At 73.0% G+C, this 21,335-nt stretch carries 12 protein-coding genes; 3 read left to right on the top strand and 9 right to left on the bottom strand.

Annotated features, from left to right (window positions below; translation table 11 throughout):
* Positions 1 to 6 precede the first annotated feature (6 nt).
* Together BR98_RS10750 and BR98_RS10745 are read right to left on the bottom strand one after the other, a co-directional pair.
* Positions 7 to 591, bottom strand: a complete 585-nt coding sequence (locus BR98_RS10750; protein WP_051969547.1) for a hypothetical protein — start codon at positions 589 to 591, stop codon at positions 7 to 9.
* A gap of 145 nt (positions 592 to 736) precedes the next feature.
* Positions 737 to 4,774 carry a beta-N-acetylglucosaminidase domain-containing protein gene (locus BR98_RS10745; RefSeq protein ID WP_051969546.1) on the bottom strand — a complete coding sequence of 1,346 codons (4,038 nt, stop codon included), beginning with the start codon at positions 4,772 to 4,774 and terminating at the stop codon, positions 737 to 739.
* 286 nt (positions 4,775 to 5,060) lie between these two features.
* Here BR98_RS10745 and malQ point away from each other — a divergent pair, with 286 nt between their 5' ends.
* Both malQ and BR98_RS10735 read left to right on the top strand, forming a co-directional pair.
* Positions 5,061 to 7,268 carry a 4-alpha-glucanotransferase gene (gene malQ / locus BR98_RS10740; protein ID WP_063774737.1) on the top strand — a complete coding sequence of 736 codons (2,208 nt, stop codon included), beginning with the start codon at positions 5,061 to 5,063 and terminating at the stop codon, positions 7,266 to 7,268.
* 21 nt (positions 7,269 to 7,289) lie between these two features.
* Positions 7,290 to 7,520: a hypothetical protein gene (locus BR98_RS10735; protein WP_063774736.1), complete on the top strand. Its 231-nt coding sequence runs from the start codon at positions 7,290 to 7,292 to the stop codon at positions 7,518 to 7,520.
* A 58-nt stretch (positions 7,521 to 7,578) separates the two neighbouring features.
* Here BR98_RS10735 and BR98_RS10730 read toward each other — a convergent pair whose 3' ends face one another.
* The 5 genes from BR98_RS10730 to BR98_RS10710 form a co-directional block, all read right to left on the bottom strand.
* The gene (locus BR98_RS10730; protein WP_035842085.1) at positions 7,579 to 8,304 is read right to left on the bottom strand and encodes a VIT1/CCC1 transporter family protein; all 726 of its coding nucleotides are present in this window, start codon (positions 8,302 to 8,304) and stop codon (positions 7,579 to 7,581) included.
* A gap of 39 nt (positions 8,305 to 8,343) precedes the next feature.
* Positions 8,344 to 9,090 (bottom strand): FAD:protein FMN transferase, encoded by a 747-nt coding sequence (locus BR98_RS10725; RefSeq protein WP_035842082.1) that lies wholly within the window; start codon positions 9,088 to 9,090, stop codon positions 8,344 to 8,346.
* Positions 9,090 to 9,560: an FMN-binding protein gene (locus BR98_RS10720; protein ID WP_035842079.1), complete on the bottom strand. Its 471-nt coding sequence runs from the start codon at positions 9,558 to 9,560 to the stop codon at positions 9,090 to 9,092. Before BR98_RS10720 ends, BR98_RS10725 begins: the two co-directional genes overlap by 1 nt.
* Positions 9,561 to 9,588: 28 nt before the next feature.
* On the bottom strand, positions 9,589 to 11,010 hold the full coding sequence (locus tag BR98_RS10715) for a ferredoxin reductase family protein (RefSeq protein WP_407639431.1): 1,422 nt from the start codon (positions 11,008 to 11,010) through the stop codon (positions 9,589 to 9,591).
* 351 nt (positions 11,011 to 11,361) lie between these two features.
* A complete protein-coding gene (locus BR98_RS10710; protein WP_035842076.1) occupies positions 11,362 to 15,336 on the bottom strand; it encodes a ricin-type beta-trefoil lectin domain protein in 3,975 nt (1,324 codons plus the stop codon).
* 784 nt (positions 15,337 to 16,120) lie between these two features.
* On the opposite strand from BR98_RS10710, the gene BR98_RS10705 reads away from it, so the two are divergent.
* Positions 16,121 to 16,543: a hypothetical protein gene (locus BR98_RS10705; RefSeq protein WP_035842074.1), complete on the top strand. Its 423-nt coding sequence runs from the start codon at positions 16,121 to 16,123 to the stop codon at positions 16,541 to 16,543.
* Positions 16,544 to 16,673: 130 nt separating this feature from the next.
* Here the strand turns inward: BR98_RS10705 and pepN are convergent, their stop codons facing one another.
* Positions 16,674 to 19,247, bottom strand: a complete 2,574-nt coding sequence (gene pepN, locus BR98_RS10700; protein ID WP_035842072.1) for an aminopeptidase N — start codon at positions 19,245 to 19,247, stop codon at positions 16,674 to 16,676.
* Between the two features lie 175 nt (positions 19,248 to 19,422).
* Positions 19,423 to 21,192 (bottom strand): outer membrane protein assembly factor BamB family protein, encoded by a 1,770-nt coding sequence (locus tag BR98_RS41965; protein ID WP_035842070.1) that lies wholly within the window; start codon positions 21,190 to 21,192, stop codon positions 19,423 to 19,425.
* Between the last annotated feature and the right edge of the window lie 143 nt (positions 21,193 to 21,335).

Raw genomic sequence — 21,335 nt, 5'->3', positions numbered from 1 at the left:
CGTGGGTCAACGGGCGGGGCGGGACAGGGGGAGCAGGGCGAGGGCGTAGAGGGCGGCTCCCACGGTCATCAGGTCGAGGGAGGCGGCCATCAGGACGGTGGCGGCGAGGACGGTGACGGGGGTCCACCAGGGGAGGCGGCGGCGGACGGCCAGGGTGGTGAGCAGGGCGAGCAGGCCGACGTAGAAGAACAGCGGGCCGACCTGGTAGAAGGCGGGGAGGACGCCGGGGTGGCTCTGGATCTGCTCGAACAGGTGGTTCTGCTCGGCCCTGGTACTGGTGGCGAGGCTGGCGTAGAGGTCGATGACCACCTGGCCGAGGGAGCAGCAGAGGCCGACCAGGGCGGTGCCGTAGCCGAGTAGCGCCGCGACGCGTCCGCGTTCGCGGGTGAGCCGGTAGAGCTGGTGGAAGATCTCGCCGAAGAGCAGGAGTGCGGCGAGCAGCGCGAGGTGGCCGGTGGTCCAGCCCAGGCCGGGCTGCTTGGAGCCGGGGACCAGGCGGATCAGCCCGTACCCGCCGAGCAGGGCGGGGGCCGCCAGCTGACGGATTCTCAGCGAGCCGGCGGGGGTGGAGACAACAGCGCTGGCGGTCATCGGGATCGGGCCTTCCGAGTCGTTGGGGTGACACGGAAGATCCTGCCGAGAACGAGCCCGGTGGAGATCGCCGAAGCCGGTGAACCCGTGGCCTCCCCCGCACGGGCGATCAGGTCGCCCGCACGGGGGAGGACGGGAGGGAGTGTCAGGGCTGCTTCGGGCTGGCGGAGGGGCTCGCGGGCGGCGGCGTGGGCGAGGGGGAGGGCGTCGGGACGGCGCTGGGGCTGACCGTGGGGGACGGCGTCGGCACCGGCACGGTCACCGGCGGGGTGACCGGCGGCACCACCGGCGCCACCGGCTCGGTGACCGCGTACAGCTCGATCCCGTACAGCGAGTACCCGTACTTGGTGGCCCGCGCGACCCCCTGCATCCGCAGGTACACCGCCCCGGGCGCGTCGAACCGCACCGTCTCGGTGCCGCCGTGGCCGGCCGCCACCGTGGCGACCGTCGTCCAGTTGACGCCGTCCGTCGAGGACTGCAGCTGGTACGAGGTGGCGTACGCGTCCTGCCAGTGCAGGACGGCCTGTCCCAGGTGGGTGGCCTGCGGCAGCTGGAGCTGGACCCAGGCGTTGTCGGTGGCGGGGGAGAGCCAACGGGTGGCCGGGTCGCCGTCGTTCACCGCGGTGGCGGGGTACTTCGCGCTCTCGTTGCCGGAGGAGGTGGCGACCGAGGCGGGCGCGAGGTCGGGGCCGCCGGTGGGCGGGACGACATGCACCTTCAGTACCTGGTGCAGCGTCACCGGGCCGTCGACGAAGTCCACCGGCACCTGGTACGTCCCCGACGGCGTCCCGGCCGCCGCGCTGACCTGCACCGTGGTGCCGGCCCGGCCGCCGCGCGGCACGCTGACCGGGGCGGCGGCGGGGGAGACGGTCAGGCCCGGCGTGCCGGTGGTGACCCGGACGGTGCCGTTGGCGCCGTCGGAGCGCACCGCGGCCACCTCGGCCTGGGTGGTGACGGGCGTGGGCGCGCCGGCGATCACGTCGAGCACGGGGTTGGTGAGCGTCAGCCGGGCCACCGGGAGATCCGCGTACCAGGGGACGATCTGGTTGACCACCGGCGCGTCGCCGCCCGGCTGCCAAGTCAGGCGCACCGCGTCAGCCGGCTGGCCGCCGGTCGGCAGCTCGTTGTAGCCGGGGTGCAGGGTGCCGACGCCGGTCCAGCTGCCGTCCGCCCGGCGGACCTCGACGCCGGCCGTGGCCCGCACGGTGGGGTCGGTCAGCACGGTGAGCCGGTCCAGCGGGCGGGCGCCGCCGAGGTCGACGACGAGCGGCGCGTCGTCGGCGGTCGGCGGGGCGGCCGCCCGATAGGCGCTGTCGGGGTTGCCGTCCAGTACCGCGGCGGCGGAGGAGCCGGGTGCGGCGGCCGGTCCGCCGGTCACGCTGGTCTGCGCGGTGCCCGGCGCGGTGACGCTGAACTCGCGTACCGCCACGGCGGTCTGCTGGGCCTTGGTGGCGCGCAACCGGACCGCCCGGACCACCGTGCCGTCCGGCAGCTTCGCGGTCACCGTCTTCTGCTGGTGGACCGTCAGCAGTTGCTGCCAGCCGCCGTCGCCGGTGGTGTACTCGAGCACCCCGTCGCGCAGGTAGTCGTCGGCTGCGGCGGCCTCGTCGGTGCCCGCGGCGGCCGATCCGTCGGTGCCGCCCATCCGTACGGTGACCGAGGCCACCGGGCGGCCGTCGCCGAGGTCCAGGCCGACGGCGTCGCCGGGCTGCGGCGGGGCGGAGCTCCAGTAGAAGGTGTCGGGGGCGGCGTCGGTCATCAGGGCCGGGCGGTGGTCGAGCGCGGTGCCCATGGTGGTGGTCGGGGCCAGCGATCCCGCGCTCACCCCGGACCAGGTGTCGGCGGCCTTGAGCGCGCGGTCGAGGAAGGGGTCCAGCACACCGGCGCCGACCGTCACCGGTCCGGCGGAGAGCTGGTCGCGCGCTCGGCGCAGCTCCACCCGGGACTGCCAGGCGGCCGAACCGTCGCCGCTGTGCTGGGCCAGCAGCATGTCCAGGGCCGCCTTGCCGGCCCGGCCGTAGGCGCTGAGCCGGGCCAGCCAGGGGGCGGTCTCGGCCGCCAGCGCGTTGCCGGGCAGGGCGGCCTGCGAGTCGTTGCCGCGCAGCGCGTCCGGGGCGCCGGCCATGGTGGCGAAGGCGGCTCGCAGCGGGTCGGCGGCCTGCTGCAGCCTGCCCAGGTCGGGGTTGCCGCCGCCGCTGGGCTGCAGCGCGCTCCAGAAGGCGTCCAGCAGCGGGGTCAGGTAGCCGGACTCGGCCGCGGACAGCGGCGAGGAGCTGCTGTTGCCGGCCAGTGCGGTGAGCGCGGCCAGCGCGGGCCCCGCATCGGTGGCGGTGCCGGGGGTGGCGTCGGCGGCCAGGGTGCGCAGCGCGTACTGCCAGGAGGCGTCGGACTGGTAGCCGGTCGGGTTCCAGGCGAAGTCGGCCGCGGTGGCCAGCGGGATCCGGGAGGCGGCCGCCTGGCGCATGCCGGAGGTCAGCAGCATCGCCGAGCGGCGCGCGACCTCGGGGTCGCGGCCGGTGTACGGGCCGAGGTAGAGCCGGTCGGGGGTGGAGTCGTTGACCGGGTAGTTGTCCATGGTGACCAGCGGGTGGTCGAAGAGCGTGGCGGTGTCGGCGGTCTGACCGGCCGTGATCTTGCCCGGGAGCACCCCGACCCCGCTCCAGGCGAGTTGGACGGCCGGGGGCAGTGCGCCGGCCAGCGCCTTCCGGTAGGGCGTGGCGCCCTGCTGGTGGAACTCGGTGGGGACCACCGAGAGCGCGGTCAGCTCCGCGTGCCGGTCGATCAGCCGGGTCTGCACGGCGACGGCCAGCTGGGCCTGGGCCTTGGCGGCGGCGGCCGGCCCGGTGCCGTAGGCGCGCCTGTCGCCACCGCAGTGCCACTCGTCGTAGCTGACGTTGTCGAAGCGCAACTGGAAGGCGGCGAAGCCGAGTTCGCGCAGCCGGTCCAGTTTGGCGATCAGCGCGTCCTGGTCCGCGCGGGAGCTGTAGCAGAAGGTCTGGCTGGGGGCGATCGCGTAGCCGAGGGTGACGTGGTTGGCCCGGGCCCGCTCGGCCAGGATCCGCAGGCCCTCGCTCTGCTCGGTGGGGTACGGCTCGCGCCAGCGGTCCTGGCGGTAGGGGTCGTCGCCGGGGGCGTAGAGGAAGAAGTTCTGCTTGGTCCGGCCCAGGAAGTCGATCAGGTCCAGGCGCTGGGTGGTGCTCCAGGGCGTGCCGTAGAAGGACTCGGCGGTGCCGCGCAGCTGCGCGCCGCTCGACCAGTCGCGGATTGTGAGGCCGGGGAAGCCGAGCGGGGCCGGGCCCTGGCCCTGGCCGGCGGGGACGGTGCTGAGCAGCTGGCGCAGGCTCTGCGCGGCGTAGAAGGTGCCGGCCCGGTCCACGCCGGAGAGCACCACCGCGCCGTAGGAGCCGCCGGTGGTGGGCAGTTGGCCGGCGGCCAGGACGTAGCCGCCGGCCGGCAGTCCGGCCGGTCCGGTCGCGCCCAGGTCGTGCAGCACCCGGTCGGTGCCGGGGTCCGACTGCTCGCTCGGACCGCCGAGGTAGACCAGCAGCGCGCCGGGTCCGGCGACCGGCTGCTCGGGGGTGACCACGCTGGTGGCGCCCGCGTCGGCGAGCAGTCGGCGGACCGCCGCCAGCGCGCCCTGGTCGACCTCGGCGCCGGCCACCAGCACCACCTCGGCGGGGACGCTGACCGGCTTGCCCTGCTGCTGCAACTGCTGCGGGCGGGGGAAGACCTGAGGACTGGTCAGGCTGCCCAGCGGGGTGCGCGAGGAGCCGGGGGTGCTGCTCGCGGGCTGGGCGATCGGTGCGATCGGCGCGGCCGGTGCACCGGCGGCGGTGGCCGGTGCGGTACTGAGCAGACCGCCGATCACGGCGGCGGCCGAGAGGGTGGCGGCGACCCGCAGCGCGGCCCGACGGTGGGTGAGGGTGTGCGCGGTGCCGGTGCCGGTGACCGTCCGCCCGACCGGGCTCCGTTCGGCGCGGATCTCGGCGAGCAGCGGCTCGGTGCCCTTGAGGTCGGCGATCAGCCGGTCCGCGGTGCGCGGGGCGACCCGGCGCGCGGTGCGGGCGGTGGCCCGGCGGGTGGCTTCGACGGCGGGGTGGTGCAGCATCTCCCGCAGGGCCGCACTGGATTCGAGCTGCTGCCGCAACCGCCTCCCGGCGACGGCGGACACACGGACCTGCACGGGGCCTCCTGGCGGCCGGGGGCAGTCGGCCGTACGGGGGTTGTCGACGGGCACGCGAGGCTGTTCCACCGGCCCCCCGCCGACCGCACCGGCCTCGCGGCCACAGCCCACCAGTTGGGCGCGTCACTGTCAACGTGAGCTGCGCTGATGACCGTTTGATCCGACTTTGTCCGGTCAACTGACAGGGCGTCCGTTCGCTCCCGTTCCGGCGCGCCGCAAGGGATGGTGGCGGGCTCGGCCGGGTAGGAGTGGAACCCGACTGTTCACCTGCCGCCAGGAGACCGCGTTGGCCGCTTACCTCGACCGTTCCGACGAGAACCGTGACGAGTCCTCAGGTCCGGGGGCCTCGGGCGCAGCGGCGTCCGAGGACGCCCCCGGCCCGGCACTGGTCGCCCTCGCCCACGCACACGGCGTGGACAGCAGCTACGACGCCGGCGACGGCGAGCAGGTCCAGGTCGGCGCCGCCACCCTGATCGCCGTGCTCGCCGCCCTCGGCGTGGACGCGAGCGGCCCGCAGGCCGTCGAGCGGGCGCTGGCCGAGCACCGGGCCACCGCCGCCGCCCGACTGCTGCCGCCCTGCCTGGTGGCCCGCACCGGCCGGCGGACCGCGCTCGACGTGCCGGCCGCCGCGCGGCTGAGCATCGCGCTGGAGGACGGCAGCGACTGGCAGCTGCCCGCCGGACGCTCGCACTGGTTGCCCGCCGACCTGCCGCTCGGCCGCCACACCCTGCACCTGCGGCTCGCCGACCGCGCCGAGTCCACCACCCTGATCGTGGCGCCGGACCGCCTGGCCCCGCTGCCCGGACGCGGCTGGGGCTTCCTCGCCCAGCTCTACTCGGTGCTCTCGCAGCGCTCCTGGGGGATGGGCGACCTCGGCGACCTGGCCGAGCTGGCCCAGTGGTCGGCCGGCGCGCTGGGCGCCGACTTCCTGCAGATCAACCCGCTGCACGCGGCGCTGCCCGGGGCCCCCTCCGACCCGTCCCCCTACCGCCCGTCCAGCCGCCGGTTCGCCGACCCGGTGCACCTGCGGATCGAGGCACTGCCCGAGTACGCCTACGCCGGCCCCGCCGACCGGGCCCGACTCGACGAGCTCGCCCAGCGGGCCGGGCGGCTGCGCGCCGAAGTGCTGGAACACGACGGACTGATCGACCGCGACGCCGTCTGGGCGGTCAAGCGCGAGGCCCTGCAAGTGCTGCACACCGTCCCGCGCGGCCCCGGGCGGCAGGCCGCCTACCAGGCCTTCGTCCGGCGCGAGGGCGACTGGCTGGAGCAGTACGCGACCTGGAACGCGCTGGCCGAGGAGCACGGCAGCGACTGGCGGCAGTGGCCCAAGGGACTGCGCCGCCCCGACACCCCCCAGGTCGCCGCCGCCCGGGCCGAACTCGCCGCAGCCGTCGAGTTCCACCGCTGGCTCGCCTGGCTGCTGGACGAGCAGCTCGGCAGCGCCCAGCGGGCCGCCGAACGGGCGGGCATGGCGGTCGGCCTGATCCACGACCTGGCGATCGGCTGCCACCCGCACGGCGCCGACTCCTGGGCGCTGCAGGACCACCTGGCCGGCGGCATCTCGGTCGGCGCCCCGCCGGACGCGTTCAACGCGCACGGCCAGGACTGGGGGCTGCCGCCCTGGCGGCCCGACGCGCTGGCCGCCGCCGGTTACGCCCCCTTCGCCGAGCTGCTGCGGGCGGCCGCCCGGCACGCCGGGGCGATCCGGATCGACCATGTGATGGGCCTGTTCCGGCTCTGGTGGATCCCGGCCGGTCGGCCGCCGACCGAGGGTACCTACGTCCGCTACGACGCGGAGGCGATGCTCGGAGTGCTCGCGCTGGAGGCGCACCGGGCCGGCACCGCCGTGATCGGCGAGGACCTCGGCACGGTCGAACCGGGGGTGCGCGAGGAGCTGACGGCCCGTGGGGTGCTGGGCACCTCGGTGCTCTGGTTCGAACGGGACTGGACCGGCAAGGAGGGCGACAAGGGCGCACCGCTGGCCCCCGCCCGCTGGCGGCCCGGCTGCCTGGCCACCCTCACCACCCACGACCTGCCCAGCACCGCCGCCCGGCTCTCCGGCGAGCACGTCGACCTGCGCCACCAGCTCGGCCTGCTGGCCCGGCCGCTGGCCGAGGAGCAGGAGGCCGCCGCCGCCGAACTGGCCGACTGGCGGTCCGAACTGACCCGGCTCGGGATGCTGCCGACCGGCGCCGCGCTGGACCAGCAGGCGCTCTACCGGTTCCTGCTGGCCACCCCCGCCGAGCTGGTCGGGGTCTGGCTGCCGGACACGGTGGGCGATCCGCGGCCGCAGAACCTGCCCGGCACCTGGGACCAGTACCCCAACTGGCGGCTGCCGGTGGCGGACGGTTCGGGCACCCCGGTCACCCTGGAGCGGCTGGCCGCCGAGCCCGGCGCGGTGGAGCTGCGCGAGCTGCTGGGCGAGGGGCTGGCGCAGGCCCCGCGGCAGGCCCGACCCGGAAGGCCGACCCCGCCGAGCGAGGGTCGGTAACGGGCCGGTACCGTGGAAAACGTGGACAAGAGGAACGCTTTGCGCGCCGGTGCGGTCTCCGCGGCGGCCACGCTGATGATGCTGATCACGTCGCCCGCCTTCGCCAACGCGCGGGACGACGGCGACGACCCGGGCAAGGGCCTGACCTTCGCGCAGACCTTCGGCCTGTTCGTCGGGATCCCGGTGGTCTCCTTCCTGGTGATCGCGGGCCTGGTCATGCTCCCCTCGATGGGCAAGGGCAAGAAGAACTAGCCCCAGTACGTGTGTGACGTGCCCCCGCGGCCCGTGCGAACGGGCGGCGGGGGCACTCTCACACCCCGGCCGCGCCCAGCAGGGAGCCCGCCGCGTAGGTGACGGCCATCGCCAGGCCGCCGCCGAGGACGTTGCGCAGCATCGAGGGGCGGACCGGGGAGTCGCCGAGGCGGGCGCCGGTCCAGCCGGTGAGCAGCAGCGCGCACAGCACGGCGACCACGGTGACCGGGATCCGCAGCGAGGCCGGCGGCAGCACGATCGCGAGCAGCGGCAGCAGCGCGCCGACGGTGAAGGACACGCAGCTGGCCCAGGCCGCGTGCCACGGGTTGACGATCTGTTCGGGGTCGATGCCCAGCTCCACCCGGGCGTGCGCGGTCAGCGCGTCCCGGGCCGTCAGCTGCTCGGCCACCTCACGGGCCACCTCGGGGGTCAGGCCGCGGTCCTCGAAGAGCCCGGTCAGCTCGGCCAGTTCGGCAGCCGGCTGTTCGGCCAGCTCGCGCCGCTCCTGGGCCAGCGCGGCCCGCTCGGAGTCGCGCTGGGTGCTGACCGAGACGTACTCGCCGGAGGCCATCGAGAGCGCGCCGGCCAGCAGCCCGGCCAGGCCGGCGGCCAGCAGGGTGGTGGCGGAGGTGGTGACGCCGGCGACCCCGACCACCAGACCGGCGGTGGAGACGATGCCGTCGTTGGCCCCGAGCACCCCCGCGCGCAGCCAGTTGAGCCTGGTCCCGAGCCCGCCGCCGGCCGCCGGCCCGGGCTCCTGGTGGGCCGACGGTCCGTCACCCACCGCTCGGCTCCCGTCCACCCCACCAGTGTCACCCAGCCGTTACGGGGCGGCGAGGTGGCGCGCCAGCCCGGGGGTGCCCAGCCGTCGCCCGTCCGGCAGCACCACCAGCGCCTCGTACCCCGCCGTCCCGGCCAGCCAGTCCAGCGCCCGCTGCGCCCCCATCGCGTAGGCCGCAGTGGCGTACGCGTCGGTGCGGGCCAGCCCTTCCCCGACCACCGTCACCGACAGTGCCCCGTGCACCGGCTGCCCGCTCCTCGGGTCCACGATGTGCGCGCCGCGCTCCGCGTTCCCCGAGGTGGCCACCGCGAAGTCGCCGCCGCCGGCCAGCACCGCCACCAGGGCGTCCGCCCGCGCCGGGTCGGCCACCCCCACCCGCCACGGCTGCCCGGGGGCAGCCTGGCCGCGCGCCTGTACGTCCCCGCCGCCGGTCACCGTGTGGTGCGGGTACCCGGCGGCGAGCAGCAGCTCCGAGGCCCGTTCCACGGCCCAGCCCTTGACCCAGCCGGAGGGGTCGAGCCGCCCGGCCGGGCGGGCGGTGAACCAGCCGTCGGTCTCGGTCGCGACCGACGCGCAGTGCGCCAGCGCCTCGCCCACCAGCGGGTCGCACCGCTCCACGGTCAGCTCGCCGCGAGCCAGCCGGCTGAGCTGGCTGTCGGGCCGGTAGGTGGAGAAGAGCGCGTCCAGTCGGTGCAGTTCGGCGATGGCCGGCCGCAGCGCGGCGGCCGGTGCGTCGCGCACCGCGAAGGAGACGACCGTGCCCATCACCGGTTCGGCGTGGCGCAGCATCAGCTGCTCCCGGCCTGGTCGAGGGCGCTCTGCAGCGAGCGGGTGTAGCCCTCGCTGGTGTAGGTCGCGCCGGAGACCGCGTCGATCCTCGCGTTCTGGGCGGCGATCGCCTCCTGGTTGAGCTGCGGCAGCGCGTAGCTGTTGATCTCCTGGTCGCGCCGGCTGTCGGTGGGGTACTGCAGCACGTCGACCTTGGTCAGCCTTCCGCCGGTCAGCGTGATCCGGACCTGGACCGGGCCGTACCGGGTGTCGATCGCGCTGCCGGTGACGGTACGGGTGCCGGACGAGGCGTCGGAGGTCGACGGGGTCGACGTTCCACCGCTCGTACTCGTACGCGGGGTCGGTGCCCCCGTGTCGGAGGAGATCAAGGCCTGCCCGCCGCCCGAGGTGGACCCGCCGTGCGGCTTCAGGCCGAGCAGCAGCACCACCAGGGCCGCGAGGGCCGCCGTGCTGATGATGGTTCGTCGCATGACACTCCTTCAGACACCTTCGACAGGCTCAGAACGCGAAAGACTCGTGGTGGATCCGGTGCCGCGGCACTCCCGCGGCCCGCAACTCCCGCACCGTGGCGGCGGCCAGCTCCTCGGGGCCGCAGAGGAACACCTCGTGCTCCCGCAGGCCCGGCACCAGCCGGGCCAGCCCCGCCGCCGTCAGGGTGTGCCCCGCCTCGGCGCGGCTGCCCAGCAGGAACCGCAGCCCGGCCCGCCGCCGTTGCGCGACCTGCTCCAGCTCGCCGCGGAACAGCAGGTCCTCGGCCCGCCGTGCCCGGTACAGCAGGGTCAGCTCGCCCGGCCCGGCCGGCAGCGTCTCGAACAGGGGACGGATCGGGGTGATCCCCACCCCGACCGCGATCAGCAGCACCCGGCGCCCCGGGGCCACCCGCCGCTGCGCGGTGAACGCCCCGTACGGGCCCTCGGCCCGCACCCGCACCCCGGGCCGCAGCCCGGCCGCCGCCGCACTGTGCCCGCCGAGGTCCTTCACCGTGAACCGCAGGAAGCGCGGGTGCGGCGGTGCCGAGAGCGAGTACGGGTTGGCCGCCCAGCGCAGGCCGGGGGCCAGGAACTGCAGCCGGAAGAACTGCCCCGGCCGGCAGCGCAGTTCGTCCAGTCGGCGGCCGGTCAGGAAGACCGAGACCACGCCCTCCGCTTCCGGGCGCACCTCGGCGATCCGCAGCCGGTGCCGCCGGTCGCGCAGCAACGGCACCGCCAGCCGGTACCAGCCGAGCAGCGCGAACGAGCCCAGGTACAGCGCCCACCAGCCCAGCAGCCCGACCCCCTCGGCGAGGTCGGCGCCGTTCACCAGCTGGTGCGCGAAGCCGAGCGCGATCGCCAGATAGGTGGCCAGGTGCAGGTAGTACCAGGCCTCGTAGCCGAGCCGGCGGCGGGCGGCCCGGGCCGAGACCGCGCCGGTGCCGAGCAGCAGCAGGGTGGCCAGCGTGGCCTTGATCATCTCCGGGTAGTGGAAGACCAGCTGGTCGGTCTCGGAGAGCAGGCCCCGGTGTGCCGTCAGCGCGTACCCCCAGACCACGGTGAGCACGTGCGCGGTGACCAGGCCCACCAGGTACCGCCCGCCGAGCGCGTGCCAGCGGGCCAGCCGGTCGGCGCCGACCTCGCGCTCCAACACCGGGATCCGCGCCATCAACAGCAGCAGCACCGGCGCCGCGTACCCGGCCAGCAGACCGGTGATCCGGGCCGCGCCGGTCAGCCACTGGTCGGCGCCGGTCACCGCGTAGGTGTCCCGCCACCACAGCGCCAGCACCCCGGCGGCGCCCGCCGCGATCAGCACCGGCAGCAGGGCGGGCAGTGCGGCGCGGGCCAGCTCCCCGGCCTGTCGGCGGGCCGGTCGGCAGGCCTGTTGGCGGGGTGGCGACGGCTCGGCCCGGCGACGGCTGTCGGCCCGGCGACGGGTGATCGTGCTCACGGCCGGCTCCTTTCGCTGGTCAGGTCCGTCACCCTGCCACTGCAAGCTCTCAGTTCGCTCTGAAACCGTCGCCCCAAAACGCCCGGCCGGCCCGCATCCGCCCAGCTCGGCGCAGGTCAGCGCAGGTCAGCGCAGGTCAGCGGGGGTGCATAAGCTCATCGCATTCTCATCCGGGTCCGGCACGATGCCGCCATGAGCGACCAGACCCGCTCGCGCAGCACCGGCGGCACCGGGCGCCCGGTTCACGCCGACGCTGCCGTAGTGCGAGACGCGGCTCGCGAAAAGCAGCGGCCCTGCCGACCGGTGAGGGTCGACAGGGCCGCTGTTCAGTCAGGACGGACTAGTAACGGACTAGTAGGTGCGCACCGTCCACAGCTGGTTGGCGTGGCCGCCGATGCAGTCCCAGATGTCCAGCGAGCCACCGTTGACGGTGGTCCAGCCGGGCAGCTCCAGGCAGCGCTGGGAGGCCGGGTTGTAGATGCTGCCGTCGCCGCGGAGCACCCACTGCTGCTCGGCGTGGCCGGGCTGGCAGTCCCAGCTGATCACGCTGGTGCCGTTGCCGGTACCCGCGTTGGCGGTGGAGACGCACTTGCCGCCGCTGCGCAGGGTGCCGTCGGTGGCGAAGCTGAACTTCTGGCCGGCGCCGCCCCAGCAGTCGTACTGCGCCACCGGCGTGCCGTTGGTGCCGCCGTAGTTGTCCAGGCACTTGCCGTCGTAGGCGGACCGGACGTCCGTCTGCACCGGGGCGTCGACCGTGCCCATCGGGGTCGCCCCGCCGAGCAGCGGCAGCGTGCCGGAGGGGGCGATGCCCTGGTACTCGGTCATCACGCCGCCGCCGGTGCCGCCGGTGATGGTCAGCAGGTCGGGGTTGCCGTCGCCGTTGACGTCACCGGGCGAGGTGATGACCGGGTAGGTGGCGGCGCGGACACCGAGGTTGAGCACCGTCTGCTGGGTCAGTGCGGCGCCGTCCGCGCTCCAGGTCTGCTCGGCCGCGCCGGCCGTGCAGGCCGTGACGATGAGCTTGACGCTGGCGGTCAGGTTCCCCTTCGGGGCGGACAGGCAGAGGTTGGCCTTGACGTTCTTCAGCAGGCCGGGGCTGCCGGCCACCGAAGTCCAGTGCTGGGCGTCGGTGTTGTTGCAGTCGTAGAGCTGGACCGGGTTGCCGTCGGTGACGTAGCCGTTCTGGTCGTCCAGGCACTTGCCCATGACGTGCAGGCTGCCGTCGGCGCCCCAGGTGAAGCTCTGGTTCTCCCACGGGGTGCTGCCGCAGTTCCACAGCTCGGCCAGGGTGCCGTTGGCGTCGGTGCCGCCGGTCATGTCGACGCACAGGGCCGAGCCGGCGGGGTTGAGGTTGCTGAAGGTTGGCGCGGTCAGGTTGCTGGTGGGCGCGCCGGTGGCCGGGTCGAAGGTCAGCGGGTAGCTGGAGATCGCACCGGTGACGTTGTTGCGCGCCCACAGGGTCGGGGTGCCGCCGGTGGAGGTGCCGCTGCTGACGTTGGCGCCGGTGACGCCGGGGGCGATCAGCGTGGTGTTCGACCAGTCGCCGGAGCCGATCAGGTACGGCTTGCCGAGGTAGGTGCTCGGCTTGGCGCTGCCCGGGTAGTACCAGAGCTTGCCGTTCTCCACCGTGATCAGGTCCGCGTACCCCTTGGTCCCCGAGAACTGGCCCGGTGCGACCAGCTGGGTCAGGCCCGACCAGTCGGTGCCGTTGTAGCCGCTGCAGTCGCTGCTCAGGCAGATGGCCGGCTTGCCGATGGGGGTGGAGACGTTCGCGGTGTTGGTGAAGTAGCCGTTGGCGCCGCCGCTGGTGATGCCGTCATTGCGGTACAGGTACAGCGTCTTGGTGTTCTTCTGGTACGCGAAGATGTCGTCGACCATCATCTGCGACTGCGAACCCCGGTGCGTGACCAGGTAGTTGTCCCAGCTGGTGCCGTCCGGGCTGTTGGCCGGAGTGGAGGCGACCAGCGGGGTGGCGTCGGGGTCCTTGCCGCCCGGGACCAGCGTGAGGTTCCCGCTGCCGGTCGGGTCCGCGACGATGGTGTCCGGCACCGCGTCACCGGTCAGGTCGCCCGCGGTGACCTTGGCGTTCGGGTTCCACGGCGCGTAGAAGCTGTAGGCCGCCGCGGTCGCCTGGGTGTTGCCCGCGCCGTCCACGGCCCGGACGAACAGCGTGTGGGTGCCCCACTGGCTGGCCGTCAGGTTGATCGGGATGTTCGCGGTGGCGGTGCCGTTGGCGTCCGACGTGACCTGGACCGAACTGGCGCCGGAGACCGGGATGTTGGTGTCCAGCGAGTACTGGAAGGCCGCGACACCGCTCTTGATGCAGGCCTGCAGGTTGCAGCCGCCCGGCGTGGGGTCGGTGCTGGTGACCGGGATGGTGATGCCGGTGTCACCCGCGTGGGCGTTCGGCGTGATGCCGCTGCCCAGCGGCGGGAAGGTGGTGGACGGAGTGAAGGAGGCCAGGCTCGGCGGGCTCAGGTCCACGTTGAAGTAGCAGTACTGCGAGCCGGGGCTGCCCAGGGTGCCGTCCGAGGCGGTGGCGTTCCAGCCGTACTGGTGGCCGTCGGAGACCTGGCCGCCGATGTTGGCCGAGGTCCAGTTGCCCGACGCGACCCAGTCGGAGGACGGGTTCGAGGCATCGGCCGGTGAGCCGCTGCCGTTGTTCACCATGTTGTCCCACACATGGAAGTACGTCTTCAGGTTCGTCCCGCTCATCGGGGTGGAGACCCAGGCGTGCAGGTTGATGTTGGACGCGTTGCCGTTCAGCGTGGTCATGCCGATCCAGCCGGTCGAGCCGCACTCGCCGCTGTAGGGGTCGGTGTACATGCCGGTCGGCTGGTTCGGCGCGATGTCGTACGTGGTGATCAGGTACGGGTTGGTGCTGAACCGCATGAAGCCGTAGTTGGTCGAGTACTTGGACTCGTTGCCGTACAGCCCGAAGGTCAGGTTGCCGTTGGTCTTCCACTGGTTGACCACACCGGTGACGTCGAAGAGCACGGTCCGGTAGCCACCGCAGCCCGCGGCTGCGGTGAGCACGTTCTGCGAGCCGATGTTGGTGGTGACACCCGGCTGGGCGCCCCAGGCGTTGTTGTTCGGGTTCATCGCGCCGGTGAGGGCGAGCGACACGGGCCAGCTGCCGTTGGTGCAGTCGTGGTCGGCGCCGTACGTCTCGGTGAAGTACAGCTTGGACGACATGATCTGCATGCTGCCGTTGAGCGCGCTGGTGTCCAGTTGGAAGAAGCTGCGGTAGAGCCCGGAGCAGGTGTCGTAGTGCTGGTAGCCGACGCCCTCGCCGTTGGTCTGCGCCTTGTCGTAGATGTTGTCGCTGCAGCTCTCGCGGACTTCGGTGAAGTGGCTGGTGCCGGCGGTCGGCGCGACCCCGGGGTCGATGTACTCCGGGTAGGTGCCGCTCGCCAGCTGGGCCGGGTCCGGCGTCAGCGTGATCGAGTTGTCGTCGGCCTGGACGGCGAGCTTGGAGATGTGCGCGCCGTGACCCGGGCCGTCCTTGCTGGAGACGTCCGCACCGGCCGCGTCGACCGTGCCGGTGGTGCCGGCCCCGGCGACGGGCGCCACGGCGGGGCCGGCGGGTGCGGCGATCTCGCCGTCGGCGCTGCGCGCGTTGGCGCGCGGGGTCGCCTGCGGGGCGGCGGAGTCCCACATCACCGGGGCGGGCGCGGTGAAGGCGGGCTTCCCGTCGGCGGCCTTGACGGTGAGGTTGCCGTCCTGGTCGCTGCTGGTGCTCAGGCCGTTGGTGCTGGTGGCCAGGCGCAGCGTCTTCAGGGCCGGGTTGGCGGCGGCCTGGGCGTTGTGCACGACCAGCACCTCGCGGAAGGCGCCCTGGTCGGTGACGGTGGCGTTCAGGTCCACGCCCGGCAGCACGTCGGCGTAGCCGGCGGTGTCACCACTGACGGTCGGGGTCGGCAGCGCGAACGGCAGGCTGAGGGCGAGCTTGTGACCGGCCTTGTCGGTGAAGGAGGCCAGCGGGGCGGTGCCGCCACCGGAGAGGGTGACGCCGGAGGCCGCGGCGGCGGGCGAGAACGACCCGTCCGAGTTCTTCGTCAACGTAGCGTCGACCGGCGTCCATTTCCCGTTCTTCTTGACCCGGGCGGTCTGCAGATGACGGGTCGTACTCAATGAACCGTCAGGGTTCGCCACCGTCAAAGTGTTCTCGGTGGTGAGCTCGTCGATGGTGACGGGCTTTCCGGTCTTCTTGGCAGTCGCCTGGGCCCGCTGGGTGGGGCCCGTCTGAGCATCCGTCGGCTGGCTCAGGACGGGCGGCTTGGTGTTGCCGGGCCCGGGGGCCGCAGCCAGCGCGGGACCGGCCACCGAGGCGAAGACCGTGGTCAGAGCCGCTATGAGGGTGAGATGACGCTGCGGTCGACGCCGCGAGGATGGCCTGAGGCCAGGATGAGACACGAGAAGTGTTCCTTCTGATAGCAATTCGGCAAAAGCCGGCCCTGGTGACACGGGCCGGATTTTGACTCCCCCTGGTGGCGGGGTGACCCGCCGTTCCTGCTCGCGCACGTCATGGACCTGTCGTTCGGTCAGAGACTTGCGAGCCGGTGTGACCACTGTGATGCAAGTGGCTGGTGGGCAGATTATTGCTGCTGGTGTTCGAGTGGCAATACGGTCCTGCGGTGACAGTCACTGGAACGCTCCGGAGGGCGGATGTTGTTGCACGCGGGCTGGGCCGACAGCCACGGCTACCTGGACAAGCCGGCCGACCCGAGCGGCAATACGGTTCGCTCCGCCGGATCGCGTGAGCAGCGGTCTGTGTGACGGCACATCTGCTCACAGAAATGACAAGAGGGGTTAAGCGTGCGTTCACACCTGCTCTGGTTCTCGGGTCCACGGGAGAGATCACGAGCCCGGACCGGAACCGTGCTGGTGGCGTTGTCGCTTGTGGTGCCGCTGGCTGAGGCCAATACGATGGTTGGTGGTTACCGCGACAAGGGGAAGACGTGGGCGGCGGATCCGTTGCCCGCGCAGCCGAAGGTGAAGGGGCATCCGGTCTCCGGTTCGGGTGCCGTGCAGCCGGTGTCGGTGCCGCCCGGTTCGCGGGAGTTGCGCAACCACGCTCCGGCTGCGCCGAAGTCCGGAGGAGTGAGCTGTGGCACATGGAAGGCTTCGGACGGCGGAGCTGACGAGCGATCGGAAGCTGCCGTGGACCGTGCGGCTGCGGCTGCGGTGGGTCAGGCAGCACGGCGGGACCGGCCTGCTGATGCACGCGTCGATCCGCGAGCCGGTGCGGAGTCTCTCACTGAAGTCCCCTGTGGTGACGGCGTGGGAGGGCAGAAAGGACCTCTGCAGTGTCAGCTGCGAAGGCCACCTGCCCCGGTTCGTCGCACTCGACCCCGGGACGCACCGGTTGACCTTCCAGGTGGCTCGGCTGCGCGGCGGATCGACCTCCTTCGAGCGGATCGTCGAGCTGCTGCCCGGGCAGGTGTTCCTGGCCCTCTGCGACCCGGTCCAGGCCGACGTCTTCTACCGCAGGAGCCTGGCCGAGGACTCCTGGACGCTGGGCACCGTCTGATCGCGCCCACGCATGGATGCTGACCTGCGGACGCGCTGCTGGTCCGGCTCCGCTTCCACTCCTGAAAACGCGTCAGGCCGCCGACCCCGGTTCCCCGGGTGCCGGCGGCCTGACGCCGTTACAGCCCTGCTCAGCCGCGCGCGCGGTCCGCGGCCTGCGCCTTCAGCGCCCGCTCCACACCGGCGCGGGACTCCACCACCAGGCGGGCCAGTGCCGGGGCCGGCTCGGCAGCGGCCAGCCAGGCGTCGGTGGCCTCCAGGGTGGCGGGGTCGACCTGGTACGAGGGGTACAGGCCGACGATGATCTGCTGGGCGATCTCGTGGCTGCGGGTCTCCCAGACCGACTTCAGCGAGTCGAAGTACTTGGCCACGTACGGGGCCAGCAGCTCGCGCTGGTCGGCCACGTTGAAGCCGCTGATCACCGCGTCCTGGACGTAGTTGGTCAGCTTGTCCGAGTCCACCACCGAGGCCCAGGCCTCGGCCTTGGCGGCCGCGTGCGGGCGGGCCGCGCGGCAGGTGGCGGCCCGCTCCTGGCCGGCGGCGGTGCTGTCGCGGGCCAGCTCGGCCTCGATCGCGGCCTCGTCCGCCTGGCCGGTGGCGACCAGTCGGGTGAGCAGGTCCCAGCGCAGGTCGGTGTCGACGGCCAGCCCGTCGAGCTCGGCGGAGCCGTCCAGCAGCCCGGCCAGCAGGGCGAGTTGCTGCGGTGCGCGGGCCACCGAGGCGAGCGCCTTGGCCCAGGCGAGCTGGTGGTCGCTGCCGGGGTCGGCGGCGCGCAGGTTCTCCTCGGCGACGGTCGCCCAGCGGGTCAGGCCCGCCTCGCGCCAGGCCGGGTCGGCGTACAGGTCCAGGGCCAGCTTGACCTGGCGCTGGACCGACTGGACCACGCCGATGTCGGACTCCTTGGGCAGGCCGGCCACGGCGAGCTCCAGGTAGTCGCGGGCGGCGAGTTCGCCGTCGCGGGTCATGTCCCAGGCGGCCGCCCAGACCAGCGCGCGAGGCAGCGGCTCGGCGAAGTCGCCCAGGTGCGCGGTGACCGTGGCGAGCGAGGCCTCGTCCAGGCGCAGCTTGGCGTAGGAGAGGTCGTCGTCGTTGAGCAGCACCACGGCCGGGCGCTGACGGCCGGTCAGCTGCGGGACCGGGGTGAGCGGACCGTCCACGTCCAGCTCGATCCGCTCGGTGCGCACCAGCTTGCCCTCGACCAGCTGGTAGCCGCCGACGGCGATCCGGTGCGGGCGCAGCGCGGCCTCGCCCTTGGCGCCCTCGGGCAGCGCGGGGGCCTCCTGGCGGACCGCGAAGGAGGTGATGACGCCCTCGGCGTCGACCTCGATCTCGGGGCGCAGCACGTTGATCCCGGCCGTCTCCAGCCAGGCGGTCGACCAGGTCTTCAGGTCGCGCCCGCTGGTCTCCTCCAGCGCGCCGAGCAGGTCGGCGAGCCGGGTGTTGCCCCAGGCGTGCTGCTTGAAGTAGGCCTGCACGCCCTTGAAGAAGGCGTCCTGGCCGACGTACGCCACCAGCTGCTTGAGCACCGAGGCGCCCTTGGCGTAGGTGATGCCGTCGAAGTTGACCATGACGTCTTCGAGGTCGTTGATCTCGGCCATGATCGGGTGGGTGGACGGCAGTTGGTCCTGCCGGTAGGCCCAGGTCTTCATCTGGTTGGCGAAGGTGGTCCAGCCGTTGGGCCAGCGGGTGCCGTCCGGCTCGACCAGGGCGACCATCTCCGCGTAGGTGGCGAAGGACTCGTTGAGCCAGAGGTCGTTCCACCACTCCATGGTGACCAGGTTGCCGAACCACATGTGGGCCAGCTCGTGCAGGATCGTGGTGGCCCGCGCCTCGTAGGAGGCGTCGGTCACCTTGGACCGGAACACGTACTGGTCGCGGAAGGTGACGGCGCCCGCGTTCTCCATCGCGCCCGCGTTGAACTCGGGGACGAAGAGCTGGTCGTACTTCTCGAAGGGGTAGGCGAAGTCGAACTTCTCCTGGAAGTACCGGAAGCCCTGCTTGGTGACGTCGAAGATGGCCTCGGCGTCCAGGAACTCCTTCAGCGACGGGCGGCAGTAGATGCCCAGCGGTACCCGCTGCGCGCCGTCCGCGAACTCGTCGAAGACGCCGACGTACGGGCCGGCGATGATCGCGGTGATGTAGGAGGAGATCCGGCCGGTCGGGGAGAAGGACCAGACCTGGGCCTCGCCGTCGCCGGTCGGCTCGGGGGTGGGGGAGTTGGAGACGACCACCCAGCCGCGCGGCGCGGTGACGGTGAACCGGAAGCTCGCCTTGAGGTCCGGCTGCTCGAAGGAGGCGAACACCCGACGGGCGTCCGGGACCTCGAACTGGCTGTAGAGGTAGGTCTCGCCGTCCACCGGGTCGACGAAGCGGTGCAGGCCCTCGCCGGTGTTGGTGTACGCGCAGTCGGCGACCACCCGCAGCTCGTTCTCCGCAGCCAGGCCGGTCAGCGCGATCCGGCTGTCGGCGAAGGCGGAGACGTCCACCGGCGCGCCGTTGAGCACGATCTCGTGCACGGTGGGAGCGACCAGGTCGATGAAGGTGGCGGCGCCGGGCGCGTTGGCGGTGAACCGGACCACGGTGGTGGACCGGAAGGTGCCCCCGTCACGGGCCGAGCTCAGGTCGAGCTCGATGTCGTACGCATCCACGTGGAGGAGCGCGGCCCGGGTGCGGGCCTCCTCACGGGTCAAGTTGGTGCCAGGCACTCGCAGGACTCCTTCGTCAGGCTACTTGGCCGCATCCTCCCACGAGGACCGGTCGTAGCCGGAGTGAGTTGCTCGTCCTGGGAATGCCGACGGGGTGCGAGGAAGTCCTCGCACCCCGTCAGCCGGCCGCTGTCAGCCGGGCCGTTGTCGGCCGGGCCGCCGGATCAGCGCCGGGTCACTTCTTGGCGAACAGTGTGGCGGTGGCTTCCATCGGCAGCGAGGGAATGGTCAGCACCTGGCCGTCGCTGGAGGCGAAGACCTGGGCGTCCTGGAACGGCATGAAGCCGATGTCCTTGGTGCCGAAGCTCGCTGTCGCGGTGAAGCTGCCGTCGGTGGCCGACAGGGTGCCCAGCCGGGCGCCCTTCTCGTAGCCGTCCATCGCGATCACGGTGGGGCCGTCGCCGGTGGTGCGGTCCACCAGGCGCAGGCCCTGATCGGCGTTGCCGTCGGTCGTCCACAGGGTCCGCCCGGAGGACAGGTCGATCGCCCGGACCGCGGTCTTGCTGTTCTTGTCGATCTCGACGTAGAAGGTGTTGCCGATCACCAGGCTCTTGGCCACCGGGGCGCCGGCGGCCGAGGGGCGCAGCTTGTCCTCGCCGGTGACCTTCAGCGGGATCTTGGTCCCCGGGTTGCCGGAGGCGTCGACCTCCACCATGTAGTCCTGGTCCGAACCGGAGGAGATCTGCAGCACCAGCGGCTTGGTGGAGAGGATGTTGCTCAGCCGCTCGCTTTCGCCGTTCAGCGCGAAGCTCTCGGAGGCCTTGCCGGTGTTGGCGTCGAGCACCTGCAACTGCTGCTTGGGGGAGCCGTCCGAGCAGTAGTCGCTGACCACCACCATGCCGCCGGCCGCCTCCGCGCTCTCGTTGCAGTACTTGCCGCGGTCCTGGTAGCTCCAGAGGGACTTGCCGTCGGTGATGCTGAACCCGGCCAGCAGCGAGCTGCTGGCGGCCGCCACCGCGGTGTCGGAGACGGTGACCGTGGTGTCGTAGCTCTTGCTGCTCAGCGGCGAGCCGACCTTGAAGATCAGCTTGCCGGTGTTGGCGTCGACGGCGCCGACCGAGGCGCAGTCCTCGTCGCCGAGGTTGAAGCTGACCCCGCCGATGTTGTTCTTGTTGAGGCCCGGGGACATGCTGCAGAAGGCCTTGGTGCCGCTGGGGGCGGGCAGCGTCCAAGCCTGCTTGCCGTCGCTCAGGTTGTAGGCGGTCAGCGCGGTGGCGTCGCCGCGCACCAGCAGCTTGTCGGTGGTCCACTCGCCGATGAGGCTGTGGTCGCTGGCGCTGCCGTCGGTCTTGGGGACGGTCCAGCTGACGGCCAGCTTGCCGCCGGTGCCACCACCGCCACCACCGCCGGTGGCGCCGCCGGTGACCCCGCTGCTGGTGCCGCCGGAGGTCTTCGGCCCCGGGTCGTGACCGCCGAACAGCACCACCAGGCCGATCACGATGCCGACCGCCAGCACCGAGCCGGCGATCGCGCCGAACATGAAGATCGGGTTGCGCTGCTTGGCCGGTGCCGGGACGCCGGCGGCCGGGCCGGGGTAGCCGTACCCGTAGCCGGGGGCGGCGGGCTGCTGGCCGTACGGCTGCTGCGGCTGCGGCTGCGCGTACCCGGGAGCGGGCTGCGCGGCGGGGTACCCGGGCGGCGCGGCCGGCGGGGGAGTCTGCGGGTAGCCGTAGCCGGCCGCGCCCTGCGGGTCGTACGGGCCGACCGGCGCACCCGGGGCCGGCGGTGCGGGCTGGGCAGGGAAGGCCGGTGCGGTCGGCTGGTAGGCGACCTGGGCCGCTCCCGGCTGCGGCGGTGCGCCCAGTGGTGCGCCCGGCGCCGGGTGGGCCTGCTGGCTCGGGATCGGCGCCCCGTCCAGCTGCGTCATCTGGTCCGCGACCGCCGCCGGGTCGACTCCGGGCCGCTGCGGTACCCCGCCGCCCGCGCTGGGCTGATCCCCTGCCATGTGATGCCCCGTCATTTGTCCGTGTGGGCCGCCCCGCCCGGCGCACTCTGGTGCACCGGATGCTGGATGGGCGGCTGAGAATAAGGGACATCGTAGAGGTGCGCGGTTTACGAGCTGCCCAAGGGCTGCCTCCCCGGCGCCCG

Origin of the sequence: Kitasatospora azatica KCTC 9699 (genome assembly GCF_000744785.1) — a bacterium.
In the GTDB taxonomy this organism is placed as follows: Bacteria; Actinomycetota; Actinomycetes; order Streptomycetales; family Streptomycetaceae; genus Kitasatospora; species Kitasatospora azatica.
Note: the sequence above shows the minus strand (reverse complement) of the source record. Positions and strands in the feature narration are given on the sequence as shown.

What these genes read in the sequence shown, in the direction of transcription:
- BR98_RS10750 (WP_051969547.1), bottom strand. Translation starts at nt 591, where the DNA reads ATGACCGCCAGCGCTGTTGTCTCCACCCCCGCCGGCTCGCTGAGAATC.
- BR98_RS10725 (WP_035842082.1), bottom strand. Translation starts at nt 9,090, where the DNA reads ATGCTGCGCCACGCCGAACCGGTGATGGGCACGGTCGTCTCCTTCGCG.
- BR98_RS10720 (WP_035842079.1), bottom strand. Translation starts at nt 9,560, where the DNA reads ATGCGACGAACCATCATCAGCACGGCGGCCCTCGCGGCCCTGGTGGTG.
- BR98_RS41965 (WP_035842070.1), bottom strand. Translation starts at nt 21,192, where the DNA reads ATGGCAGGGGATCAGCCCAGCGCGGGCGGCGGGGTACCGCAGCGGCCC.